The 21,347-nt window shown below is 61.5% G+C and carries 21 protein-coding genes; 16 read left to right on the forward strand and 5 right to left on the reverse strand.

Annotated features, from left to right (window positions below; genetic code table 11):
• Positions 1-52: 52 nt before the first annotated feature.
• Positions 53-517 carry a siroheme decarboxylase subunit beta gene (gene ahbB, locus H567_RS0108370; RefSeq protein ID WP_028321058.1) on the reverse strand — a complete coding sequence of 155 codons (465 nt, stop codon included), beginning with the start codon at positions 515-517 and terminating at the stop codon, positions 53-55.
• 372 nt (positions 518-889) lie between these two features.
• Here ahbB and H567_RS0108375 point away from each other — a divergent pair, with 372 nt between their 5' ends.
• Both H567_RS0108375 and H567_RS0108380 read left to right on the forward strand, forming a co-directional pair.
• Entirely contained in the window at positions 890-1,261 is a 372-nt protein-coding gene (locus H567_RS0108375) for a DnaJ family domain-containing protein (protein WP_028321059.1), read from the forward strand.
• A 115-nt stretch (positions 1,262-1,376) separates the two neighbouring features.
• Entirely contained in the window at positions 1,377-2,426 is a 1,050-nt protein-coding gene (locus H567_RS0108380; RefSeq protein WP_028321060.1) for a branched-chain amino acid ABC transporter permease, read from the forward strand.
• Here H567_RS0108380 and H567_RS29820 read toward each other — a convergent pair.
• Positions 2,423-2,545 (reverse strand): hypothetical protein, encoded by a 123-nt coding sequence (locus H567_RS29820; RefSeq protein ID WP_279614978.1) that lies wholly within the window; start codon positions 2,543-2,545, stop codon positions 2,423-2,425. The two genes, H567_RS0108380 and H567_RS29820, sit on opposite strands and share 4 nt — an antisense overlap.
• Positions 2,546-2,720: 175 nt before the next feature.
• On the opposite strand from H567_RS29820, the gene H567_RS0108390 reads away from it, so the two are divergent.
• From H567_RS0108390 to H567_RS0108415, 6 genes are all read left to right on the forward strand, one after another.
• A complete protein-coding gene (locus tag H567_RS0108390; protein ID WP_028321062.1) occupies positions 2,721-3,596 on the forward strand; it encodes a branched-chain amino acid ABC transporter permease in 876 nt (291 codons plus the stop codon).
• Positions 3,597-3,642: 46 nt separating this feature from the next.
• A complete protein-coding gene (locus H567_RS0108395) occupies positions 3,643-4,839 on the forward strand; it encodes an ABC transporter substrate-binding protein (protein WP_051184632.1) in 1,197 nt (398 codons plus the stop codon).
• Between the two features lie 98 nt (positions 4,840-4,937).
• Positions 4,938-5,762, forward strand: a complete 825-nt coding sequence (locus H567_RS23835; RefSeq protein WP_051184633.1) for an ABC transporter ATP-binding protein — start codon at positions 4,938-4,940, stop codon at positions 5,760-5,762.
• A 38-nt stretch (positions 5,763-5,800) separates the two neighbouring features.
• Positions 5,801-6,568: an ABC transporter ATP-binding protein gene (locus H567_RS0108405; RefSeq protein WP_028321064.1), complete on the forward strand. Its 768-nt coding sequence runs from the start codon at positions 5,801-5,803 to the stop codon at positions 6,566-6,568.
• 4 nt (positions 6,569-6,572) lie between these two features.
• Positions 6,573-8,381 (forward strand): AMP-dependent synthetase/ligase, encoded by a 1,809-nt coding sequence (locus H567_RS0108410; protein ID WP_035253733.1) that lies wholly within the window; start codon positions 6,573-6,575, stop codon positions 8,379-8,381.
• Positions 8,382-8,401: 20 nt separating this feature from the next.
• Positions 8,402-9,700: a helix-turn-helix domain-containing protein gene (locus H567_RS0108415; protein ID WP_028321066.1), complete on the forward strand. Its 1,299-nt coding sequence runs from the start codon at positions 8,402-8,404 to the stop codon at positions 9,698-9,700.
• Positions 9,701-9,833: 133 nt separating this feature from the next.
• Here H567_RS0108415 and H567_RS0108420 read toward each other — a convergent pair whose 3' ends face one another.
• On the reverse strand, positions 9,834-11,417 hold the full coding sequence (locus tag H567_RS0108420; protein ID WP_028321067.1) for an FMN-binding glutamate synthase family protein: 1,584 nt from the start codon (positions 11,415-11,417) through the stop codon (positions 9,834-9,836).
• A gap of 307 nt (positions 11,418-11,724) precedes the next feature.
• The gene (locus H567_RS0108425; RefSeq protein ID WP_028321068.1) at positions 11,725-12,435 is read right to left on the reverse strand and encodes a GAF and ANTAR domain-containing protein; all 711 of its coding nucleotides are present in this window, start codon (positions 12,433-12,435) and stop codon (positions 11,725-11,727) included.
• A 544-nt stretch (positions 12,436-12,979) separates the two neighbouring features.
• Between H567_RS0108425 and H567_RS23840 the strand changes: the two genes are divergently transcribed.
• Positions 12,980-13,567: an NUDIX domain-containing protein gene (locus H567_RS23840; protein ID WP_051184641.1), complete on the forward strand. Its 588-nt coding sequence runs from the start codon at positions 12,980-12,982 to the stop codon at positions 13,565-13,567.
• Positions 13,567-14,670, forward strand: a complete 1,104-nt coding sequence (locus tag H567_RS0108435) for a GHMP family kinase ATP-binding protein (protein WP_051184634.1) — start codon at positions 13,567-13,569, stop codon at positions 14,668-14,670. The genes H567_RS23840 and H567_RS0108435 overlap by 1 nt, the downstream gene beginning before the upstream one ends.
• Here the strand turns inward: H567_RS0108435 and H567_RS0108440 are convergent.
• The gene (locus H567_RS0108440) at positions 14,657-15,739 is read right to left on the reverse strand and encodes a type IV pilus twitching motility protein PilT (protein WP_028321070.1); all 1,083 of its coding nucleotides are present in this window, start codon (positions 15,737-15,739) and stop codon (positions 14,657-14,659) included. The two genes, H567_RS0108435 and H567_RS0108440, sit on opposite strands and share 14 nt — an antisense overlap.
• 269 nt (positions 15,740-16,008) lie before the next feature.
• Between H567_RS0108440 and H567_RS28450 the strand changes: the two genes are divergently transcribed.
• From H567_RS28450 to groL, 6 genes are all read left to right on the forward strand, one after another.
• On the forward strand, positions 16,009-16,191 hold the full coding sequence (locus H567_RS28450) for a hypothetical protein (RefSeq protein WP_153306101.1): 183 nt from the start codon (positions 16,009-16,011) through the stop codon (positions 16,189-16,191).
• Positions 16,192-16,242: 51 nt separating this feature from the next.
• A complete protein-coding gene (panB, locus tag H567_RS0108450; protein ID WP_028321072.1) occupies positions 16,243-17,076 on the forward strand; it encodes a 3-methyl-2-oxobutanoate hydroxymethyltransferase in 834 nt (277 codons plus the stop codon).
• 10 nt (positions 17,077-17,086) lie between these two features.
• Entirely contained in the window at positions 17,087-18,034 is a 948-nt protein-coding gene (locus tag H567_RS0108455) for a ketopantoate reductase family protein (RefSeq protein ID WP_028321073.1), read from the forward strand.
• Positions 18,035-18,045: 11 nt separating this feature from the next.
• The gene (locus tag H567_RS0108460) at positions 18,046-19,005 is read left to right on the forward strand and encodes an NAD-dependent epimerase/dehydratase family protein (RefSeq protein ID WP_028321074.1); all 960 of its coding nucleotides are present in this window, start codon (positions 18,046-18,048) and stop codon (positions 19,003-19,005) included.
• 310 nt (positions 19,006-19,315) lie between these two features.
• Complete coding sequence (gene groES, locus H567_RS0108465) at positions 19,316-19,603, forward strand: co-chaperone GroES (RefSeq protein WP_028321075.1); 288 nt, start codon at positions 19,316-19,318, stop codon at positions 19,601-19,603.
• A 59-nt stretch (positions 19,604-19,662) separates the two neighbouring features.
• A complete protein-coding gene (groL, locus tag H567_RS0108470; protein WP_028321076.1) occupies positions 19,663-21,306 on the forward strand; it encodes a chaperonin GroEL in 1,644 nt (547 codons plus the stop codon).
• Positions 21,307-21,347 lie beyond the last annotated feature (41 nt).

Consider the following 21,347-nt stretch of genomic DNA (forward strand, 5'->3'; position numbering starts at 1 on the left):
GGATAGCCTCCCTCCCTGTGTGACAGGACCTCTTCGGGGATGTCGACACGGGTCAAAAATAAGCCATGCTGGTTTTCTTGAATTCCTTTTCGCTGAACAACAGGGTGTAATCCCGAATCTGGACGGCCTCCGACATCTCGCGCGCCATCCGGCGGCATTCTTCCCGGCTGCTCCCGTGAACCATCGTGTACAGGTTGAAAGGCCACTCGCCCTGAGGCGGTCTGTGATAGCAATGCGTTACCGCCGGGAACCGCGCCAGCGCTTCTCCCACCTCGTCGATGCGCTCATCGGGCACGCGCCAGGCCACCATGGCATTGGCGCCGAACCCGGCCTCCTGGTGGCGGAGGGTGGCGCCGAAGCGGCGGATGGTTCCGTGCGCCTTCAGGCGGCGGATCCGCTCGAGCACTTCAGTCTCCTGGATGCCAAGCCGCGCCGCGATGGCAGCGAACGGCCGCGCCTCCAAGGGGATGTCTCCCTGGATCTGGGCGATGATTTTTTTGTCGAGCGGGTCGATCATATCGGCTTCCACAAACCGGGTCCACAGGGTCTCTGCCCGTGGCAAAGGCAAAAAGGTTGAATATCATGGGAATAACCGACGGGGCAGGCCGTTGTCAAGCCGGATATGTCTGCGGGCTGGGTGCAGCCTGCGGCGATTTGGCTTGAAATCCGAACGAAATTTGTATAATAAGGTAACCGAGCATCTTCATCGTCCGATCTCCTAATCCAAGAATGATCTATATTCCCTCCCGGGAAAGCTGATCCCCCTGGATCGGGGCGGACGCGAAATGCGCACCGTTTCGAAGATTACATGCTCGAACCCCGCGTCCTGGGGATTCCCGCCCGGGCATGCATCCTTTTTCCATCGTGAAGGAGCGTTTTTCGCACGCCTATGTTTGGATTCGACAAGATCGCCGAGCGGCGCATTCAGGAAGCCGTGGACCGGGGGGAGTTCAAAGATCTGCCGGGCCGCGGCAAACCCCTCCAACTCGAGGATGACAGCGGCATCCCCGAGGACCTCAGGATGGCCTACAAAATTTTGAAAAACGCCGATTGCCTCCCGCCGGAATTGCAGCTCAAGAAGGAAATCCGGCAGATGGAAGATCTGTTGGAGGGCATCCCTGACGAGAGGGAGCGGTACAAGCTCATCAAGAAAATCAATTACCAGATCATGAAACTCAACATGATGGGGCACAAGTCGCCCCTGCTGGAGGAGACGGAGATATACTATCATAAAGTCGCCGACAAACTAGCGGGGAAGTGAATGCCCGCGGGCCGTTCGAAACCGGCCCTGCGCGTACACCCGGCATCTTGTCACCGTTTCTGCTCTGCACGTTCATTCGACTTCCGAGACCTGGATCATTAGGGAGTACCCGCATATGGACATGAAGAGGGATTACTATGAGGATGTACAGCTGTTCAGTTCCGGCGTGGTCGTTTTCTGGTTTCTTTGTCTGATCGCCTTCCTGGTCCTTTTCCCGTTATTCGCTAAAAACTACTACATCTACATGGCCAACTACATGGCCATCAACATCCTCGTGGCGGTCGGTCTGAATCTCCTGGTCGGGTACACGGGGCAGATCTCGCTGGGGCATGCTGGGTTCTTCGCCCTGGGCGCCTATGGCACCATCATCCTGATGGCGGAGGTCCATCTCCCTTTCATCCTGGCGCTCCCCGCCGCGGCGCTCGGCGCGGCGCTCTTCGGATTTCTCCTGGGCCTCCCGGCCCTGCGCCTGGAAGGCCCCTATCTTTCGATCGCGACCCTCGGTTTCGGCCTGACGATCACCCAGGTGATCGGGCGGATCGAGCTGTTCGGGGGGCGGCAGGGGCTGCACACCCCGGACCTCGTCATCGGTCCCTGGCACCTGGACTCCGACCGCGATTTCTACTATCTGCTGGTGATTATCACGGTCCTCCTGACGCTGGCCGCACGCAACATCATCAAGACGAAAGTGGGCCGCGCCTTCATCGCCCTGCGCGATGCGGATGTCGCCGCTGAAACGATGGGTGTGAATCTGACGCTCTACAAGACGCTCGCCTTCGCCGTGAGCGCCTTTTACACCGGCATCGCCGGGGGGCTGTACGCCTTCGTCCTCCGGTTCATCGAGCCGGAGATGTTCGGTCTGCTCATGTCCATCATCTTTCTGGCCATGGTGGTCGTTGGAGGGCTCGGGTCCATCTTCGGGTCGATCGCGGGGGCGTGTCTCCTCAGTTGGCTCGATCTCGAACTGCGCAACATCCTGAGCATCCCCTATCTGGGGGAATGGCTTCAGGTGCTTTCGCAGAGCTATTTTTCGATCACCGGTGTTTCAAACATCCAGTTCATCGTCTATGGACTGATCATGGTCCTGATCATGCTCTTCGAGCCGCTCGGGATCTACGGGTTCTGGATTCGAAGCAAGCTGTACTGGCGCACCTGGCCCTTCTAGCTCGTTTCCATCCGGAAAGGGTCTTTTTGACCAATCTCGGCGTCAATCTGCACGTTTGCTTGTGCGGCGACCTGCAGGTCGCCTCCGCACAAGCGTTTGATTTCCTTGATCTTGGCCAAACCGGGACCCGCCGCGAAGCGGTGGGACTGAGCACCCGAAGGGTGTGAAGAAACCGGGACCCGCCCCGCAGGGGTGGGACTGAGCACGCGCAGCGTGTAAAGAAAAATCCTCATTTCCGGATTGAAAACTGGGTTCTACGGGGAAATCATTCTTTTCCGGAAGCAGGAGAAGGATATGCTCGATTTTCTGCAGATGCTCGCGAGCGGTGTGGCCGTGGGGAGTTCCTACGCCCTGATGGGCCTCGCCATGGTCATCATCTACAAGACGAGCGAGGTGGTCAATTTCGCGCAGGGGGAGATGGCGCTCCTCTCCGTCTTCATGACCTACATGGGGCTCGAGTTTTACGGCGTCCCCTTCTACGCGGCTTTTCCTGCAGCGCTCCTGTTCGCCCTTTTCCTCGGGTTTTTTCTCGAGTTTGCGGTCCTGCGCCGTGCCAAAGAGCCGAATACCCTCGGGATGATCATCATCACCATCGGCCTCGAGATGATCCTGATGGGGCTGGTTTCCTGGAAGTTCGGGGCGGACCCGAAGACCATGCCCTTTCCGGTCTCGCCCTACGAAAGCCTGATGATCGGCGATGTCTTCATCAGTGCGCTCGAAGGGTTGACGTTCGTGGTGGCCCTGACGGTCATGGCGGTGCTCTTTCTCTTTCTGAGATATTCCAAGCTGGGCGTGGCCATGAAGGCCACCCAGCAGAACCCCGTCGCCGCGCGCCTGATGGGCATCCGCACCAACCGGATCCTCATGATCACCTGGGGGATCTCGTCGGTGGTCGGCGGCCTCGCAGGGATTCTGATAGCGCCGACCACCATGCAGCCCTACATGATGTGGGACCCCATGCTCAAGGGCTTTGCCGCGGCCGTCCTCGGAGGGATGACGTCGCTGCCGGGGGCCGTGTTCGGCGCTTACCTGATCGGAGTCATCGAGAACCTCTTCGGCGGATACGTCTCGATCGAGTTCAAGTCCTCGGTCGCTTTTTTCATCATCGTCCTGGTCCTCTGTTTCAAACCGAGCGGTCTGTTCGCCCGGCATTATGTGAAGAAGGTGTGATGTGAGGCTTCATTGGGATAGACGAAACACTAAAAAGGAGGGAACCATGCTGAAGAAAGTCTTGGGGATGGGGTGTCTGGCGGCGTGTCTGGTCCTGGCTCTGGGTTTTTCGGCCGCTGCCGAAGAGGGCGTCACGGATACGGAGATCCATATCGGGCAATGGGGCCCTCAGACCGGACCGGCTGCGCCATGGGGCGCGGTGGCCCGGGGGACGGGTGTCCTGTTCGACATGATCAATGCCGAAGGGGGCATCCACGGCCGGAAGATCGTTTATCACATGTTCGATGACGGGTACAACCCGGCCAAGACCAAGGCGGGCGTGAAGGAACTGCAGGAAAGCGTCGGGATCTTCGCCTGGGCCTGCGGTGTGGGGACGGCCTGCGGGCTTTCGGTCAAGGACTATCTGATGGAGAGGAAGATCCCCTGGGTGGGCCCGGCGGCCGGTTCGCTCCACTGGATCAGCCCGCCCGAAAGGGAGCTCTTCGCCGTCTATCCGCTCTATTACATCGAGGCCAAGGCCCTGTGCAACTACGCGGTCGACATCCTCGGCAAGAAGCGCGTCGCCATCGCCTATCAGAATGACGATTACGGCAAGAACGGGCTCGAGGGCGCCAAGAAGGAACTGGCCAAATTCGGTCTGGATCTGGTCGCCGCCGTGCCAGTCGAAAAGGGCGATACGGACATGAAGCCCCATGTCATGGCGCTCAGGAAGGCCGAGGCCGATACGGTGCTCCTGTGGGTGACTCCCGTCCACGCGGTGAAGATCCTCGGCACGGGGACGGCCATGCAGTTCAAGCCGCAGTGGATGAGCACGAGCACCTGCTCCGACTTTCCGCTCATGTACAACATCAGCAAGGGGCTCTGGAAGGACGTGATCGTCGCGAACTTCGCGGAGCTGCCCGGGTCGGGCGATCCCCTGATGCTGAAGTACCGCGAGGCCTACTCCAAGTTCGCCGCCAAGGACGAGCGCTGGGGGGTCTTTTTCTATGCCGGGATCGGTTTCGTCGAACCGATGGTCGAGGGGATCAAACGCTGCGGCCGTGATTTGACCCGGGAGCGGTTCGTGAAAGAGATGGAGGGGATTCAGAACTTCAAGGGCATTTTTGGTCAAATCGCCTACAAGCCCTACGACCGCAACGACCCGATGAGCCGTCAGGGGCAGAAGGAAGTGTTCCTGAGCCAGTGCCTCGCAAATGGAGAATCGAAGCAGTTGACCAACTGGTACGCGCCTTCGATGGATTAGCATTCGGGCTGAAACGGACGTCCCGCCGCCCCCATGCCGCCCGGGCGCGGCATGTCCATTTGGCGGCGGGACTTATTCAACCAAGCGATGGAGCGTGCATGCCCTTTTTCTGCGTAGAACACCTCTCGATTGCCTTCGGGGGTCTGCAGGCCCTGGAGGAGGTGGGCTTCGAGATCCCGAAGGGGTCCATTTTCGCCGTTATCGGCCCGAACGGCGCGGGGAAAACGACCCTTTTCAACTGCATCAACGGCATTTACCGCCCCGATGCGGGACGGATCCTCTTCAAGGACACCGAGATACAGGGCAGGAAGCCGGATCGCATCGCCCGGCTGGGCATTGCCAGGACCTTCCAGAACATCGAGCTCTTCTCGCGCATGACCACGATGGAAAACCTCATGCTGGGCCGGCACATCTTCATGAAAACCGGCCTGTTCAGGGGGGCCTGGATGTGGGGGCGTCGATCGTTCGCGGGCCGTGAGGAGGTCAAACACCGCCGCGCGGTGGAGGAGATCATCGATCTGCTGGATCTTCAGGCCGTGCGCAACAAATTCGTGGGGGCCCTCCCTTACGGGACGCAGAAGCAGGTGGAGCTCGGACGGGCGCTGGCCCTCGAACCCGAGTTGCTGCTGCTCGACGAGCCCTGTGCGGGGATGAACTCCGAGGAAAAGCAGGACATGATCTTCTGGATCAAGGATATCCAGGATGAACTCGGGGTGACGATCCTGTTGATCGAACACGACATGAAGATGGTGATGGACATCTCCGAGCGCATCCTCGTGATCAATTTCGGGCGTCCGGTCGTCGAGGGCTCCCCGGATGAGGTCACCAACCACCCCGAGGTCTTGAAGGCGTATCTCGGGGAGGGCGAGCCGGAGATCGGAGGCGGGATGGCGGGTGCCGGAACGGGCGTGTCACCCTCCTGAAATGCGTCATCAATGACGGGTTCCATACGAGGCGTCCTTTGCTCGAGATCAAGAACATCGAAACCTACTACAATCTGATCTACGCCCTCCGAGGGGTCTCTCTCACGGTCGAGGAGGGGACCATCACGGCGATCCTCGGCAACAACGGTGCAGGCAAGTCCACGGTGCTGAAGACCGTCATGGGGCTGATCGAGGATCAGCCCGACAAGGGCACCATCGAATTTCAGGGGCGCCGCATCGACGGCCGCGACACCGAGGAAATCGTCCGTCTGGGGATTTCGCTGGTGCCGGAGGGGCGCGAGGTCTTCGAGGAGTTGACGGTCCGCGAAAACCTCCTGATGGGCGGGTACACCCGCAGGGAGAAGAGCGGCATCCGAAAGGATTTCGATCGGATATACGAGCATTTCCCGGTCTTGCGGAGCCGCGCGGATCAGTGGGCGGGGACGCTTTCGGGCGGCGAGCAGCAGATGCTGGCCATCGGGCGGGCGCTGATGGCCCGGCCTTCCCTGCTGCTTCTGGACGAGCCGTCCCTCGGGCTTTCGCCCATCCTGGTGCGCGAGATCTTCGGGATCATTCAGGCGATCAATCAAGGCGGCGTCACCATCTTACTGGTGGAGCAGAACGCGCGCATGGCCCTCGGGATCTCGCACTTCGGGCTGATCCTCGAAAACGGGCGCTTCGTCATGAAAGGGTCTTCGCGGGATTTGATGCAGGACCAGGACGTGCGGGAGTTCTACATGGGCATCCGCTCCGAGGCATCGGCGAAGGGGTATCAACGCTGGAAACGCAAAAAGCGCTGGAGATGACGCATTGACCGAGCAGACAGTCCCGGCCGTATTCAAGGCGACGGTCGAACGCTACGGCCCTCGAGTGGCCCTCAGGCAGAAGGAGTACGGCATCTGGCACGACATCTCCTGGGACGAGTACTATCGGAGGGCCACCCAGGTGGCGGCCGCCCTCATCGCGATGGGGCTTGAGAAAGGGGAGTGCGTCTCCATCATCGGCGACAACTGCCCTGAATGGGTGATCATCGACCTGGGGATTCAATGCGCGGGCGGGGTCGCGGTGGGGGTCTATTCGACCAATGCCTGGCCGCAGGTGGAATACGTGATCGAGCACTCCCAGTCGCGCTGCTTCTTTGTCGAAAACGAGGAGCAGCTTGATAAGTGGCTGAATTTTCGTGATAAAACAACGCGCCTCGAAAAGGTCGTGGTGTGGGATCTGGAGGGTCTCCGGCACTTCGAGGACCCGATGGTGGTGACCTTCGAGGAGTGGCTCGAACAGGGGAAGGGGGCGCTCGCCGGGGATCCGCAGATGGTGGAGCGCCGGATGCGCGAGGTGACCCCCGAAGACCTCTCGGTGCTCATCTACACCTCCGGGACCACCGGGCCGCCCAAGGGGGCGATGCTGACCCACCGGAACGTCATGTGGATGGGGAGGACGATCACGACCGACAACCCGATGTTCGACACGGATGAGGTCATGTCCTTCCTGCCGCTCTGCCACATCTTCGAGCGCATCTTTTCGGTCTTCGCCCAAGTCACTTACGGGTACACTGTCAACTTCATCGAGAACCTGGACACCGTCACCGACAACATGATGGAGATCTCGCCCACGGTGGGGTACGCCGTCCCCCGCATCTGGGAAAAATACTACTCGGCCATCTACATCCGGATGTCGGATGCCACCTGGTTCAAGCGCATCGTCTTCGGGTTGGCCCTCAAGATCGGCAAGAGGCGGGCCGACCTGCGCATGGACTTCCAGAAGGTGCCGGGTTACCTGGAGCTGCTCTATCGCCTGGCCTATCTGGCCGTTTTCAGGAAGCTCAAGGAGCGCCTCGGCTTCGACCGGTTGCGCGTCGCCTATTCCGGGGCGGCGCCCATTTCGCCGGATGTCCTCAAGTTCTTCCAGTCGATCGGCGTGAACCTGATCGAGGGGTACGGGCAGACGGAAGGGACGGGGGTCACCTGTGTCTCCAGGGTGGGCCGGGTCAAGTTCGGCACCGTCGGCCCGCCGCTGACGGGGACGGATGTGCGCATCGCCGATGACGGCGAGATCCTCGTCCGCTCGCCGGGGGTCTTCAAGGGGTATTACCGTGACCCGGAGGCGACGGCCGCCACGCTCAAAGACGGCTGGCTCTACTCGGGGGACGTGGGCGAGCTCGACGAGGACGGCTATCTCAAGATCACGGACCGCAAAAAGGACATCATCGTCACGGCCGGGGGAAAGAACATCACGCCGCAGTACATCGAAAACAAGCTCAAGTTCAGCCCCTATATCAACGACGCGGTGGTGATCGGCGACAAGCGGAAGTTCATCAGCGCCCTCGTCATGATCGACGAGGACAACGTGGTCAAATACGCCCAGGACCACAAGGTCCAGTTTTCCACCTACGGCGACCTCACGAAGGATCCGCAGATCATCAAGCTCATCCAGGGGGAGGTGGACGCCGTCAACGAGACCTTGGCCCGCGTGGAGCAGGTGAAGAAGTTCACCATCCTGCCGAAGAAGCTCTACGAGGAGGACGGCGAGGTCACGCCGACCATGAAGGTCAAGCGCAAGTATGTCAACGAGGCCTTCAAGGACCTGATCGAGGCCATGTACCGCAAGAGCGGCTGAGGCCGCGCCGGAACCGCGCCATGACCAAAAGGATACGAGTGGCATCGGGGGTCGAGGATCTCGACCGGTTGCTCGGCGGGCTGTTCATCGGCGACAATGTCGTCTGGCATGACGACGCCGGAAGCCTGGCCTCCGTCTTCTGCCTCAATTTCATCCAGGCGTCCCAGGCCCAGGGCCGTCCGATCATCTACGTCAGCTTCGACCGGTCGCCGAGAAACCTCCTCGACAAGCTGGGTCCCCTGGCGGAAAGCCCATACCTGACCATCCTCGACTGCTTCACCTATGGGAAAGGCGATGGCTCCGACGTCTTCCTCCGCTTCTACGACCGGCCGGAGGCGGAAGGGCCGTGCCGCATCATTTGCGTCCGGGAGCCCCGGGAGGTCGAACGGGTGAAGGATGCCTTCTACGGGGTGCATGCCCCGATGGAAGGCGACGTCCGGTTCGTCTTCGAAAGCCTGACCGGGATGCAGGAGTTGTGGGGCGGCGAGGAGCACATCCGCGAGTTCTACAGCCATTCCTGCCCGCGCTTGTATGAATTGAACACGATCGCCTACTGGATCATGGAGAAGCGTGCCCATTCCGCGCGCCTCAGGGCCCAGATCAACCAGATCGCCCAGGTCGCGATCGACCTCTCGGTCAAGCGGGGCAGAACCTCGCTGACGGTCCTGAAGGCGGAAAAGCGCAATCTGGACACCCTCGACAAACCCTTTTCCTATTGGTCCAGGGACCTGACGGTCACCTTCGAGTCGGAGCGGCGATCCACCGGGGGCTTGGATATCGGCCCACGGTTGAAAGAACTCCGGACGCGGCGCGGTTTCTCGCAGACCGAACTCGCCAAGATGGTCGGTGTGACCCCGAGCACCATTTCGCAGGTGGAAAGCAACCTGATCTACCCCTCGCTTCCGGCGCTGCTGAAAATGGCCGAAGTCCTGTCCGTCGAGATTGCCGCCTTCTTTCGCGGCGAAGGCGAGGAGGACCACCCGGTGGTCTTCCGGGGGGCGGAGGGCCTGGATGTGAGGCTCGCCGACCTGCCGGAAGGCCATGTGACGGCGAAGCTCCTCACTCCGCTCGACCTGGAGCCGAAGGCCGAGCCCTATCTGCTGGAGATCCAGCCCAGGGCGAGCATCCATACCCATTTCATGATCCACAAGGGCGAAGAAATGGGCTACCTCCTCTCCGGGAGGCTCGAGTTCGCCCTGGGCAAAAGTGTCCACACGGCGGAGGAGGGGGATGTGATTTATTTGAGGGGCGGGATGCCGAGCCAGTGGAAGAACCCCGGGCCCGAAACGGCCCGCCTGCTGTGGGTCAAGATTCGCTGAGAAGCTGGAGCCGCAGAGCCGAGAAAAAAGCCGGAGCGCATGCACTCCGGCTTTTTTCTCGGCTCTGTCTGGCCGTTGCGGCGGAACACCCGGAGGCGCCCGCCGGAACGGTTTATCATCCTTTTCCGGGCGATCAGGCGTCGATGACGGCCAGGGCCTCGTCCCGGTACGCGTTCATGATGTAGGGGATCCCCGTCACCTGGGCGGCCTCTTCGGTCAGGGAGGCCAGGTCCCTGCGGTTGATCAGGTCGACGCGCCACTTGCGGGCGCCGGCCATGAGCTGCTGGAGCCCCACGCGCAGCTTCTCGCCGGCGCTGTAGATCCCGATGGCCCCCAGCGGGAACTGCTCCACTTCCTTCCCGTAGGTGGCCTTGAGGTCTTCGTAGCAGACGAAGATCTCTTCCTTGGTGGAGCCGTACTTCGAGACGGTCGAGGGGAGCCCTCCGTCCTCGCCCTGCAGCCAGCGGCCGATGTTCTTGCCCACCATGCCCGGGATCATCAGGGCGCGGCCCATGCAGACGGCCTTGCAGTAGGGGGCGCCAAGGGCCAGGGCCTTGAAGATGTGGTCTTCGCTCGAGAACCCGCCGGCGAAGGCGATGTCCGGCGCCGGGCGCCCGTTCTTGGCCAAGCGCTCGCACAGTTCGTAGGCCATGGCATGCAGATAGATGGACGGAACGCCCCACTCCTCCATCATGCGCCAGGGGCTCATGCCCGTTCCGCCGGGCGCGCCGTCGATGGTCAGCAGGTCGATCCCGGCGTCCGAAGACCAGCGGATGGCCATGGCCAGTTCCCGCATCGGGTAGGCACCGGTTTTCAGGGTGACCCGTTTGGCGCCCAGCTTCCGCAGCCGTTCGACCTCCCTCATGAACCCCTCCTGGTCGACGAAGCCCAGGCGCGAGTGGCGTTCGAACTCCTTGATGGCCCCGTCTCTGAAAGCCGCCTGGTTGGAGGGGCTTTCGGGGTCGGGGGTGACGATGTAACCGCGCTTCTTGAGCTGGATGGCCCGCTCGAGCGAATTGACCTTGATTTCACCGCCGATGCACTTGGCGCCCTGGCCCCACTTGAGTTCGATGGTCTCGACGCCGAGTTTGTCGATGACGTACTCGGCCACGCCAAGCCGCGTGTCCTCGACGTTCATCTGGACGAGGATGTCGCCGTAGCCGTTGTGATACCGGCGGTACTCCTCGATTCGCCGCCGCATGTCGGGGGCCTCTTTCACCTTCCCGTTCGCGTCGAATTCGAGGCCGGGGTCGATGCCGCAGACATTTTCACCGCACACGAGGCTGATGCCCGTGATGGCCGCGCCGATCGCGAAGTGCTCCCAATTCTTGCGCGCGATCTCCGTGCTGCCGAGGGCGCCCGTGAACATGGGGATCTTCATCCTGACCTTGTCGCTCGTCCCGAAGGCCGTTTCGGTGTTGACGCTCGGAAAGGTGGCGTGGTCCGGGTCCGCCACGGTTCCTTCGGCCCCGAGGGCGTATCCCATGATGTTCAGGTGGGAGTAATCGACCGGATAGTCCTTGCCGGAACCGGCGGTGATATCCCCGAAGGGCGTGGGATACAGGAGTTCACGGCTGCGGAAGGTGGCGTTGAAGAGGTCGCAGTTGCCTTTGCACCCGTCCACGCAGCGGGTGCAGATCCCCGATTGGGGCGCCACGTCGCGGGAGCGGTTTTTGGTCTGAAGGGATTCGTTGGAATTCGGTGTGCACAGGTTCATGATGATGTCCTCCGTTCAATAAGGTGAAAAACAAAAAAAGGCGCCTCCCCGCGAAGGGGTAGACGCCTTTGTCTTTATTATGGTGCAACCCGCACGCCATTGTGCAGGTTTCATCCATGCTTTAAAATGTTCAACTATCTTAGTAAGAGTAACGCCTCCTGTCAAGAATTTTTTGCTTGAAGACGGCCGGTTTTTTCAGTCCTGCTGAAAAAAACCGGACCCGAGCCGGCAGCGGTGCGCAGCGCGGGAAGGAACTCCGGAGAGGGCGGCTGCTTTTTGCTTGAGGATGGGAACGGCGGGGGGGCGTCTACAGTTCGTCCGAGAGGAGGACCGCTTCGGCGACGTAGCGGATGGACTTCCGGCTGTCCATGCTCCGCTTTTGCAGCCAGCGATGGGCCTCGTCCGCCTTCATGTTGCGGCGCCGCATGACCACTTCCTTGGCCCGTTCCAGGAGCTTGCGCGTCTCGAGCTCCTCCTGGATCACCTTTGTCTGGACCATCAGTTCGGTGTTCATGATCGCGACGGCGGCCTGGTTCGCGACGGCGGTGATGAGGTTCACCTCGGTCTGCGAGAAGTCGTGCGGTTCGGAGGTGAAGCAGTTCAAGACGCCGATGACCTGTTGATCCTTTCCGTGCATAGGGATGCCGAGCATGGACACGAGCCCGAGTTTGCGGGCCATCTCCTTTTCTTTGAAGCGCGGCTCCTTGAGCACGTCACGCAGGATCAGCGGCTGTCTGTGGGTGGCGACGTAGCCCACGACCCCTTCGTCCATGCCGAGGGAGCGGTCCTTGACATAATCCGGATCGATGGCCTGGGTGGCCTTCAGGCGGATGATCGGCGGAGTGACGCCTTCGTCGACCATCCAGAGGGAGCAGATCTCCACCCCGGTGACCTTGGCCGTCACCATGACGATGAGCTTGAGGATATCCTCCAGGTAAAGATCGGAGGTGATGGCCCGGCTGATATCCGTCAGGCCCTTGATGTATTTTTCATAGGTTTCCGGGGTGATTTTTTCCATCGATCCATTGTCGGGTTTCGGGCGGGGTTTCCTACGCAGCCTCAGCCCTCGAGTCGAGAAGCCGTTGCCGGGAACACAGGGCGGGCGGTGTTCTTATCGGCGCTTCACATACGCGGCCCGGTATCCCGCTTGTTGACCACCCTCGTTCGAAACGGTTCTCATCGGGCGCGGGCAGATTGACAAACTCTATATATACACCCTAAGAGCGTGTGGTTCAATCCTCTTGATGGGTGCGAGCGGTCGGATGCCTCCCGCTGCTTTCGATTGACGGCGCATGGATCGGCTCCCTATAATCCAGCCGGACGGAGCAGGCCGTCAGGGGAGCGCATCTGCAGCGTCCGGCTCATACCCGCCGGTGCGGCGCGCTTGGATGCGGGCCTCATTCCATGGGAATTTAAGGGCCTTGCATCTGGACACTTTTTCTCTGCCTGTGAACATCCCGTTGTTCGGCGCGCTGAGAGACGCCATGAGCCAGGCGGCGGGTGGGCCGGAAACGCCCGGGCAGGCTCACGCCCATCGCGTGAAGTTGAAAGGGAGGTCAAGCATGAACAGAGAAGATCGACCGGTGACCGTCACTAGCCATGAGGAAATCTACCGGTGCCGCGTGTTCAGACTGGAGCGGGAGCAGGTGGTCCTCGGCAACGGCACCGAAGTGAGCCTCGATATCATCCGTCATCCGGGCGCTTCGGCGATTCTGCCGCTGACCTCGGATGGGCGGCTTCTGATGCTGCGGCAGTACCGCCATGCGGTCGGCGGCTTCATCTGGGAGATTCCGGCCGGCACCTTGAACCCCGGGGAAGACCCTCTGGCCTGTGCCCACAGGGAACTGGCGGAGGAGACGGGCTTCAGTGCGCGCAGCATGGAGAAGATCGGCGAGATCACACCGCTTCCGGGTTATTCGGACGAGCGGATCCATCTGTATGTCGCCGCCGATCTGACGCCGGCCGAACAGCGGTTGGACGAGGACGAGTGGCTCCACGTGGAGGCGCTGCCGATCGGCCGGGTGATGGAAATGGTTCGGGAAGGGGCGATCCAGGATGGAAAGACCCTCTGCTCGCTGCTCTTCCTGGAGCACGGGGCGGGCCGGAACCTTCATCCTGCGGCCGTGAAGAGGATCCGGGGGGAAGGCTGATGCCCAGCGAAACCGTGTTCAGGAACGCTGTCCGAAATCTGCTCGAGGAACAGACCTTCAAAGCCACCGCTCCCTGCCGCGTCGATGCGGGCGGCACCTGGGACATCAAGGCGATGGCGCTTCCTTTCGAGAAGGAGGAGCCGACGACCGTCAACATCGCGCTCGATCTGAGGACCTCCGTCACGGTGTCGGCGCATCGCGAAGGCTTCGTCAAAATCACCTCCCGGGGCTTCGAGGGGGCGGTCGAGGCCGAGAGCGGGCGCTTTGCGCTGAGGCCGCCCTTCGGGGCCTATTTTGCGGCGGCGGCCCACTTCGGGCTGGACGGGCTCCTGATCCACATCGACTCGGCCTCCCCTGTCAAATCGGCCCTGGGGGGATCGAGCGCGGCGCTGGTCGCCCTGATCCGGGTGCTGGGCGCCCTTTCACGAAAGGCGTCAGCCGGACGCGCACCCAAACGTCAGGAGACGCTGCTTCTGGCCTACCATCTGGAGGACGCCCTGCAGGGGGGCTGCGGCGGCATGCAGGACCAGGCGGCGGCGGTTTTCGGGGGCGTGTCGGGGTGGCGCTGGACTTACAGCCGTCCGGCAAGGCCGTTTGCGCGGACGCGCCTCCTGGACGGCCCGGGGTGCGAGGCCCTGAGCCGCAGGATGTTGGTCGCTTTCAGCGGCAAAGAGCACGTCTCGGTCGTGACCAACCGCCAATGGGTGGAGGATTTTCTGGAAGGAAAGACGCGGCGGGCCTGGCTCGAGGCGAACCGGGCCGTGTCGGCTCTCGCCCGCGCGATCGAAGGGCGCAAGTGGGCGGAGGCGGCCCGTCTGGTCCGGCGCGAGATGGCCACCCGGCGCGACATTACGCCGGAGGCGCTCATACCGGAGACGGCGGCCCTGATCGACGAAGCGGAGGCGTGCGGCTGCGGCGCCCGGTTCGCCGGGGCGGGGGCCGGCGGATCCCTTTGGGCGATCGGCCCCGAGGAGGCCATCGACAGGCTGCGGACGGGCTGGAGGAAAAGGCTCTCGGGCATCCCGGGGGGCCGGATCCTGGACTGCGGGGTGGATCCCCGGGGCGTCCGGCTGGAGACGGCCCGTTTGCCTAAACCTCGGTGAAATCGGCAGGCGGGTGGTTCAAGAAAGGCAGAAACCGCGATTTGTCGATCGATTTCGAATACGCATCTTCGGGATGGATGATCTTCCGATTGAGCAGGTTCATGATGGCGTCGTCGAGGGTCTGCATCCCGTATTTTTTCCCCATCTGCAGCATGGACGGGATCTGAAAGGTCTTCCCCTCCCGGATGAGGTTCCGCACGGCGGGCGTGGCGATGAGGACCTCGATGGCCGCCGCGCGGCCCGATTGGTCGGTGCGTTTCAGGAGGGTCTGGCTGACGACGGCCCGCAGGTTGTCCGCCAGGGTGTTGCGGATCAGCTCCTGTTCGTTTTCAGGGAAGACCTCTATCATCCGGTCGACGGTCTTGGATGCATTCGGGGTATGGAGGGTGCTGAGGACCAGATGGCCCGTCGAAGACGCCTCGATGGCCAGGGCCATGGTTTCCAGATCGCGCATCTCCCCGACCATGATGACGTCCGGGTCCTCGCGCAGCGCCCCCCGGAGGGCGACGGAAAAGGAACGGGTGTGCCGGCCGACTTCCCTGTGGTTGATGATCGCCTTGTCGCTCTGGTGAACGAACTCGACAGGATCTTCGATGGTCAAGACGTGGTCCTTGCGGGTGCGGTTCACTTCGTCGATGATGGCGGCCAGGGTGGTGGATTTTCCGCTGCCGGTCGGTCCGGTGACCAGGACGAGCCCGTTCGGGAGCGAGGCGAGTCTGCGTATCACCGGCGGCAGCCCGAGCTCCTGGCAGTTCAGGATCCGTGACGGGATCGCACGAAACACGGCGCCGATCCCGTTCCGATGCAGGAAAAAATTGGCGCGGTAGCGCGCCGTCCCGGAAATTTCATATCCGAAATCGACATCTCCGGTCTCTTCGAATACCTCGATCTTGTCCTTTGGCGCGATTTCATAGAGCATGGTCTTGAGGGCGTCGTTGTCGAGAAGGCCGTATCGGATCCTTTCGAGATCTCCATTGATCCGCATAACAGGCTGTTGACCCGCAATCATGTGGAGATCCGATGCCCCCTGTTCGTTCATCAATTGAAAAAAAGCGTCGATGCGAGTCATTGCAGGTCTCCTGTTGAAAGCGTTCGCCATAATGCCCCTAAGGTCCATCATACCATCATATACACGCGTGATTTGCTGGTCGGCAACCCTAAAAAGGGACGCGCCGCGGATATTTTGATGTCCTCCCGGCCCCGCCTTTAAAGGTTGACAACGCAATGCTCTTGACATAGACGTGATACAGGGGAGACGGCGAAGAATTCGTATCCATCCGGAAACGATTTCGCGGTATAACCGGGTTTCCATTTGGAATGGAGGTTTTTTCCCTCCCTTTGGGTGCGCAGTCCCGCCGTTTAGCGGTGGGTCCAGGCCTGGCTGATATCTATGAAATAAAACGTTTGCGCGGAAACGACCTGGTGGTCGCCGCACAAGCATACGTGCAGATCGATGCCGAGATTGGCAAAAAAGAGCATTTCCGGCTGAAAACGAAGTCGACAACTAAAATACAGGGATAGCGACGAAGAGGGCCTTGGCGGCCGCCGAGAGCTCATCGAGAGGAGGAACCGATGGAACAGAAGAAAGTGACGATTGCAGATTTGCAGGCCAGGAAGGCGGCGGGGCAGAAGATCACCATGGTGACGGCTTATGACTACCCGTCCGGTGCGCTGGCGGACCAGGCCGGGATCGACACCATCCTGGTGGGCGATTCCCTGGGCATGGTCATGCTGGGGTATGATTCGACGGTCCCCGTGACGATGGACGAGATGATCCATCACTGCAAGGCCGTGCGCCGGGGCGTGAAGCGCGCTTTCATCCTCGGGGATATGCCCTTTCTCTCGTATCAGGTGAGCGAGGAGAAGGCCGTTGAAAACGCCGGCCGGTTCATCAAGGAGGCGGGGTGCGAGGCCGTCAAGCTCGAGGGCGGAAGCGAGATGGCAGGCGTGATCCGGGCGATTGTAACCGCCGGCATCCCGGTGTGCGGGCACATCGGCCTCACGCCGCAGACGGCGACCAAGCTGAGCGGCTTCAAGGTCCAGGGCAAGGACGCCGAGGGCGCCCGCGAGCTGGTCCAGGCGGCCAAGGACATGGAGGCCGCCGGCGCTTTCATGCTCGTGATGGAATGCGTCCCGGACGTCCTGGGAGCCCGCATCACCCGCGAACTCCGCATCCCCACGATCGGGATCGGCGCCGGCCCCGACTGTGACGGACAGGTCCTGGTTTATCACGACGTCTTGGGGCTCTTCGAACGCTTTACACCGAAATTCGTCAAACAGTACGTCAACCTGGCGCCCCAGATTCGAGAGGCGCTCGCCCAATACAAGCAAGATGTCGAGAGCGGCGCCTTCCCCGGCCCCGAGCATGTTTTTTCGATGAGTGCCGAAGAGGCCGATAAGATTTGAGGGTTTGCCCATGAAGATCCTGGTCGTAGGTCCCGGGGCGGTGGGGTGCCTGTTCGCAGCCCGTTTCCGCAAGGCCGGTTATGAGGCGACGCTGCTCGATTACCGGCCGGAGCGGGCGGATCGCATCAGTAGAGAGGGGATTCGCATCGAAGGGGTCCTCGGCGAGTACAGGGTCGAGGTGCCTGTCGTCACACCCGGGACGCCTTCGAGGCCCGACCTGGCGTTGATCTGCGTGAAGTCCAACCAGACCCGGCAGGCAGCCGAAGAGATTGCGGACTGGCTGCCGGATGACGGGAGGGTGCTCACGCTGCAGAACGGTCTCGGCAACTTCGAGGTTCTCCAGGAGGTCTTCGGTGCGGAGCGGGTGCTCGGGGGGATTACGGCGGAGGGCGCGACGGTGCTGGGCCCCGGCCGGATCCGGCATGCCGGCCGCGGGGATACGGTCATCGGCCCTGATCCGGGTGGTGACGAAACGATCGAGCGCATCGTCGAGGCCTTCAGGCAGGCCGGCTTCGCGGTGCGGACGGCCGAAAGGGTCGATCAGTTGATCTGGGGGAAGTTGATCGTCAATGTCGGGATCAATGCGCTGACAGCGCTGCTGAGGGTCAAAAACGGCCGACTGCCGGAGCTTCCGACCGTCGCGCGGCTGATGGACGATCTGGTGAGGGAGGCTGTGGCCGTGGCGTCCGCCCGGGGGATCGACCTTCCCTATCCCGACCCGCTCGGCCGCGTGATGGAGGTGTGCCGTGCGACAGCGGACAACGTGGCGTCCATGCTGCAGGACGTCCTCAGACAGCGCCCCACGGAGGTCGCGCATATCAACGGGGCGATCGTGAGGGAAGGGGAGCGCTGCGGGGTCCCCACCCCGGTCAACCGGGCCTTGACCTGGCTGGTCCAGGGGCTCGAGAACAGCTACGCGGAACGGGTCCCGGACCCGCCGGCTTCGACAGGTGAGTGAACGGGGTTGTCATGAAGATCATGGTGACGGGCGGGGCCGGGTTCATCGGCTCCAACGTGGTGGATGGGTATCTGGCCGAGGGGCATCAGGTTTCGATCATCGACGATCTGTCGAGCGGCAGGCTTGCCAATGTCAACCCGGGCGCCCGCTTTTACGAGGCCGACATCCGCTCCCCGGAGATCTCCGGGATCTTCGAGCGCGAAAGGCCGGACATCCTGAACCACCACGCCGCGCAGATCAGCGTGCCCGCATCGGTGGATGACCCGGTCGCGGACGCCGACATCAACATCAAGGGGCTTCTGAACCTCCTCGAGGCTGCGGTGCGGTTCGGGGTCCGGAAGGTGATCTTCATCTCCTCGGGCGGGGCGATCTACGGCGAAGCCGGGGAGTATCCAACCTCCGAGGCATGCCCGCCGAGGCCGCTTTCCCCCTATGCGGTCGCCAAATACGCCTCGGAGCACTACCTCGCCTTTTACCGCCACCAGTACGGCCTGGATTACTGCGTGCTCCGATACGCCAACATCTATGGGCCGAGGCAGATCCCGAAGGGGGAGGCCGGCGTGGTGGCCATCTTCATGAACAACCTCCTCAAAGGGGAGCCCTCGCTGCTCTTTCACTTCCCCGGCGAGGAAGACGGAATGGTCCGCGACTACTGCTTCGTCGGCGATGTCGTCAAGGCCAACATCGCCGCCCTTTCGCACGGAGGGGGCGGTTGTTTCAATATCGGTACGGGTGTCGAAACCCGCACGCGCGATTTGTACCGTACGATCTTCGAGCGCCTCGGCGCGTTGCGGGGGCCGCTAAACCCGCGGCTGGCAACCCCTCTCCCGAGGGAGGCCCGTGCCGGCGATCTTAGCCGGAGTTGCCTGCAGATCGGGAAGGCGGCGGAAAACCTGGCATGGGCCCCGCTGACACCCCTTCCGTTCGGCATCCAGGAGACCTGGTCCTGGCGGTTGAGCCAGCCTCTGTGATCTTTTTCTTTTTTTCCTTTCCGGTCTCTTGACAAAACGCAACGCCGTATTAGTTTAGAGCGTCGTTTGAATTGGGCGCCGCGGAGGGGCCACCCCTCCTTCTATTGCCGGAGAGCGGCTGGCAGGGCGCTGGAATGCTCCTGGGTTGCTACCTGTTCAAACAGGCTTCCTGAAAAGGCCGTGTAAAAAGGCGCCGATCGCATGCAGCAGGTCGAGCGGGTGCCTGACGGGGATGGAAGCTTTTTGCTTTAAGGGGCCGGTGAAGGTCTCTTCGAATTTCGACAAAAACTGAAACGGGAGGAAATGGAAGATGAATGTAAGACCACTGCATGACCGCGTCATCGTGAAACGGGTCGAGGGCGAAGAAATGACCAAAGGCGGAATCATCATTCCGGATACCGCGAAAGAAAAACCGATCGAGGGTGTGGTCGTCGCCGTCGGCAACGGCAAGATCCTCGAGAACGGAACGAAGATGCCCCTGGAAGTGAAGGCGGGCGACCGCATCCTTTTCGGGAAATACGCCGGCACCGAGATCAAGATCGAGGGCGAGGAACATCTCATCATGCGGGAAGACGACATCATTGCCATCGTGCAATAGCATCCTGAACGATCGGACATCCGCCTGTTCAAAACAATCATTCAAGGAGGAGAATCAGCATGGCGAAAGAGATTAAATACGGTGTTAAGGCGAGGGAGTCCATCCTGCGGGGCGTCGATTTCCTTGCAGATGCTGTGAAGGTCACTCTGGGGCCCAAAGGCCGCAATGTTATTCTGGACAAGGCCTTCGGGTCGCCGAACATCACGAAGGACGGCGTCACGGTCGCGAAGGAGATCGAACTGGAAGACAAGTTCGAGAACATGGGCGCACAGATGGTCAAGGAAGTCGCTTCCAAGACCTCCGATGTGGCCGGTGACGGGACCACGACGGCGACGGTTCTGGCCCAGGCGATCTATCGCGAAGGATCCAAGCTCGTGGCCGCCGGTGTCAACCCGATGGCCCTCAAGCGCGGCATCGAAAAGGCGGTCGAAGTGGCCGTCGGAGAACTCAAGAAGATTTCCAAGCCCACCAAAGACCAGGAAGAGATCGCCCAGGTCGGCACCATATCGGCGAACAACGACACCACCATCGGCAATATCATCGCCGAGGCCATGAACAAGGTCGGCAAGGAAGGCGTCATCACGGTCGAAGAGGCCAAGAGTATGGAGACCACCCTCGAGGTGGTGGAAGGCATGCAGTTCGACCGCGGATATCTCTCCCCGTATTTTGTCACCGATCCCGAGAAGATGATCTGCAATCTGAGCGAGCCCTATATTCTGCTCCATGAGAAGAAGATCAGCAGCATGAAGGATATGATTCCCATCCTGGAACAGATCGCCAAGATGGGCAAGCCGCTCCTGATCATCGCCGAAGACATCGAAGGTGAGGCGCTGGCGACCCTGGTCGTCAACAAACTGCGTGGAACGCTGCAGGTGTCCGCGGTGAAGGCCCCCGGATTCGGGGATCGCCGCAAGGCCATGCTCGAGGATATCGCCATCCTGACCGGCGGCCGTGTCATCTCAGAGGACCTGGGCTTCAAACTCGAAAACACGACCCTGAACGACCTCGGCACCGCCAAGACCATCAACATCGACAAGGACAACACCACCATCGTGGACGGCGGTGGAAACCGCGGCGACCTCGAAGGGCGGGTCAGGCAGATCCGTGCCCAGATCGATGAGACGACCTCCGATTACGACCGCGAAAAGCTCCAGGAGCGCCTTGCGAAGCTGATCGGCGGCGTCGCCGTCATCAACGTGGGGGCTGCCACCGAGTCCGAGATGAAAGAGAAGAAGGCGAGGGTCGAAGACGCCCTGAACGCCACGCGCGCCGCTGTGGAAGAAGGCGTCGTCCCGGGCGGCGGAGTCGCGCTCGTCCGCTGCATTCCGGCGCTGGCTGGGTTGAAGCTCGAAGGCGAGGAACAGCCCGGCGTCAATCTGGTCATGCGTGCGCTCGAAGAACCGCTCCGTCAGATCGCCAACAACGCCGGGGCCGAAGGGTCCGTGGTCGTCGAAAAGGTCAAGGAAAAGGAAGGGGCGACCGGTTACAACGCTGACAAGGGCGCATACGAAGACCTGTTGAAGGCCGGGATCATCGACCCGACCAAGGTGACCCGTTTCGCCCTGCAGAATGCCTCCTCGGTCTCCTCGCTGCTTCTGACGACCGAGGCGATGATCGCCGAAAAGCCGAAGGAAAAGGATGACATGCCTCCGATGCCGGGTGGCGGCATGGGCGGTATGGGCGGCATGGGCGGCATGATGTAGGCGCCGCGCATCGCTCTACCCTGCAATCCGGCGCATCGAAC

Origin of the sequence: Desulfatiglans anilini DSM 4660, assembly GCF_000422285.1 — a bacterium.
In the GTDB taxonomy this organism is placed as follows: domain Bacteria; phylum Desulfobacterota; class DSM-4660; order Desulfatiglandales; family Desulfatiglandaceae; genus Desulfatiglans; species Desulfatiglans anilini.

Bases quoted from the DNA above. Each gene is read 5' to 3' on its own strand.
- ahbB (WP_028321058.1), bottom strand. From the start codon at position 517: ATGATCGACCCGCTCGACAAAAAAATCATCGCCCAGATCCAGGGAGAC.
- H567_RS0108375 (WP_028321059.1), top strand. From the start codon at position 890: ATGTTTGGATTCGACAAGATCGCCGAGCGGCGCATTCAGGAAGCCGTG.
- H567_RS0108380 (WP_028321060.1), top strand. From the start codon at position 1,377: ATGGACATGAAGAGGGATTACTATGAGGATGTACAGCTGTTCAGTTCC.
- H567_RS0108390 (WP_028321062.1), top strand. From the start codon at position 2,721: ATGCTCGATTTTCTGCAGATGCTCGCGAGCGGTGTGGCCGTGGGGAGT.
- H567_RS0108395 (WP_051184632.1), top strand. From the start codon at position 3,643: ATGCTGAAGAAAGTCTTGGGGATGGGGTGTCTGGCGGCGTGTCTGGTC.
- H567_RS23835 (WP_051184633.1), top strand. From the start codon at position 4,938: ATGCCCTTTTTCTGCGTAGAACACCTCTCGATTGCCTTCGGGGGTCTG.
- H567_RS0108415 (WP_028321066.1), top strand. From the start codon at position 8,402: ATGACCAAAAGGATACGAGTGGCATCGGGGGTCGAGGATCTCGACCGG.
- H567_RS0108420 (WP_028321067.1), bottom strand. From the start codon at position 11,417: ATGAACCTGTGCACACCGAATTCCAACGAATCCCTTCAGACCAAAAAC.
- H567_RS0108425 (WP_028321068.1), bottom strand. From the start codon at position 12,435: ATGGAAAAAATCACCCCGGAAACCTATGAAAAATACATCAAGGGCCTG.
- H567_RS23840 (WP_051184641.1), top strand. From the start codon at position 12,980: ATGAACAGAGAAGATCGACCGGTGACCGTCACTAGCCATGAGGAAATC.
- H567_RS0108435 (WP_051184634.1), top strand. From the start codon at position 13,567: ATGCCCAGCGAAACCGTGTTCAGGAACGCTGTCCGAAATCTGCTCGAG.
- H567_RS0108440 (WP_028321070.1), bottom strand. From the start codon at position 15,739: ATGACTCGCATCGACGCTTTTTTTCAATTGATGAACGAACAGGGGGCA.
- panB (WP_028321072.1), top strand. From the start codon at position 16,243: ATGGAACAGAAGAAAGTGACGATTGCAGATTTGCAGGCCAGGAAGGCG.
- H567_RS0108455 (WP_028321073.1), top strand. From the start codon at position 17,087: ATGAAGATCCTGGTCGTAGGTCCCGGGGCGGTGGGGTGCCTGTTCGCA.
- H567_RS0108460 (WP_028321074.1), top strand. From the start codon at position 18,046: ATGAAGATCATGGTGACGGGCGGGGCCGGGTTCATCGGCTCCAACGTG.
- groES (WP_028321075.1), top strand. From the start codon at position 19,316: ATGAATGTAAGACCACTGCATGACCGCGTCATCGTGAAACGGGTCGAG.
- groL (WP_028321076.1), top strand. From the start codon at position 19,663: ATGGCGAAAGAGATTAAATACGGTGTTAAGGCGAGGGAGTCCATCCTG.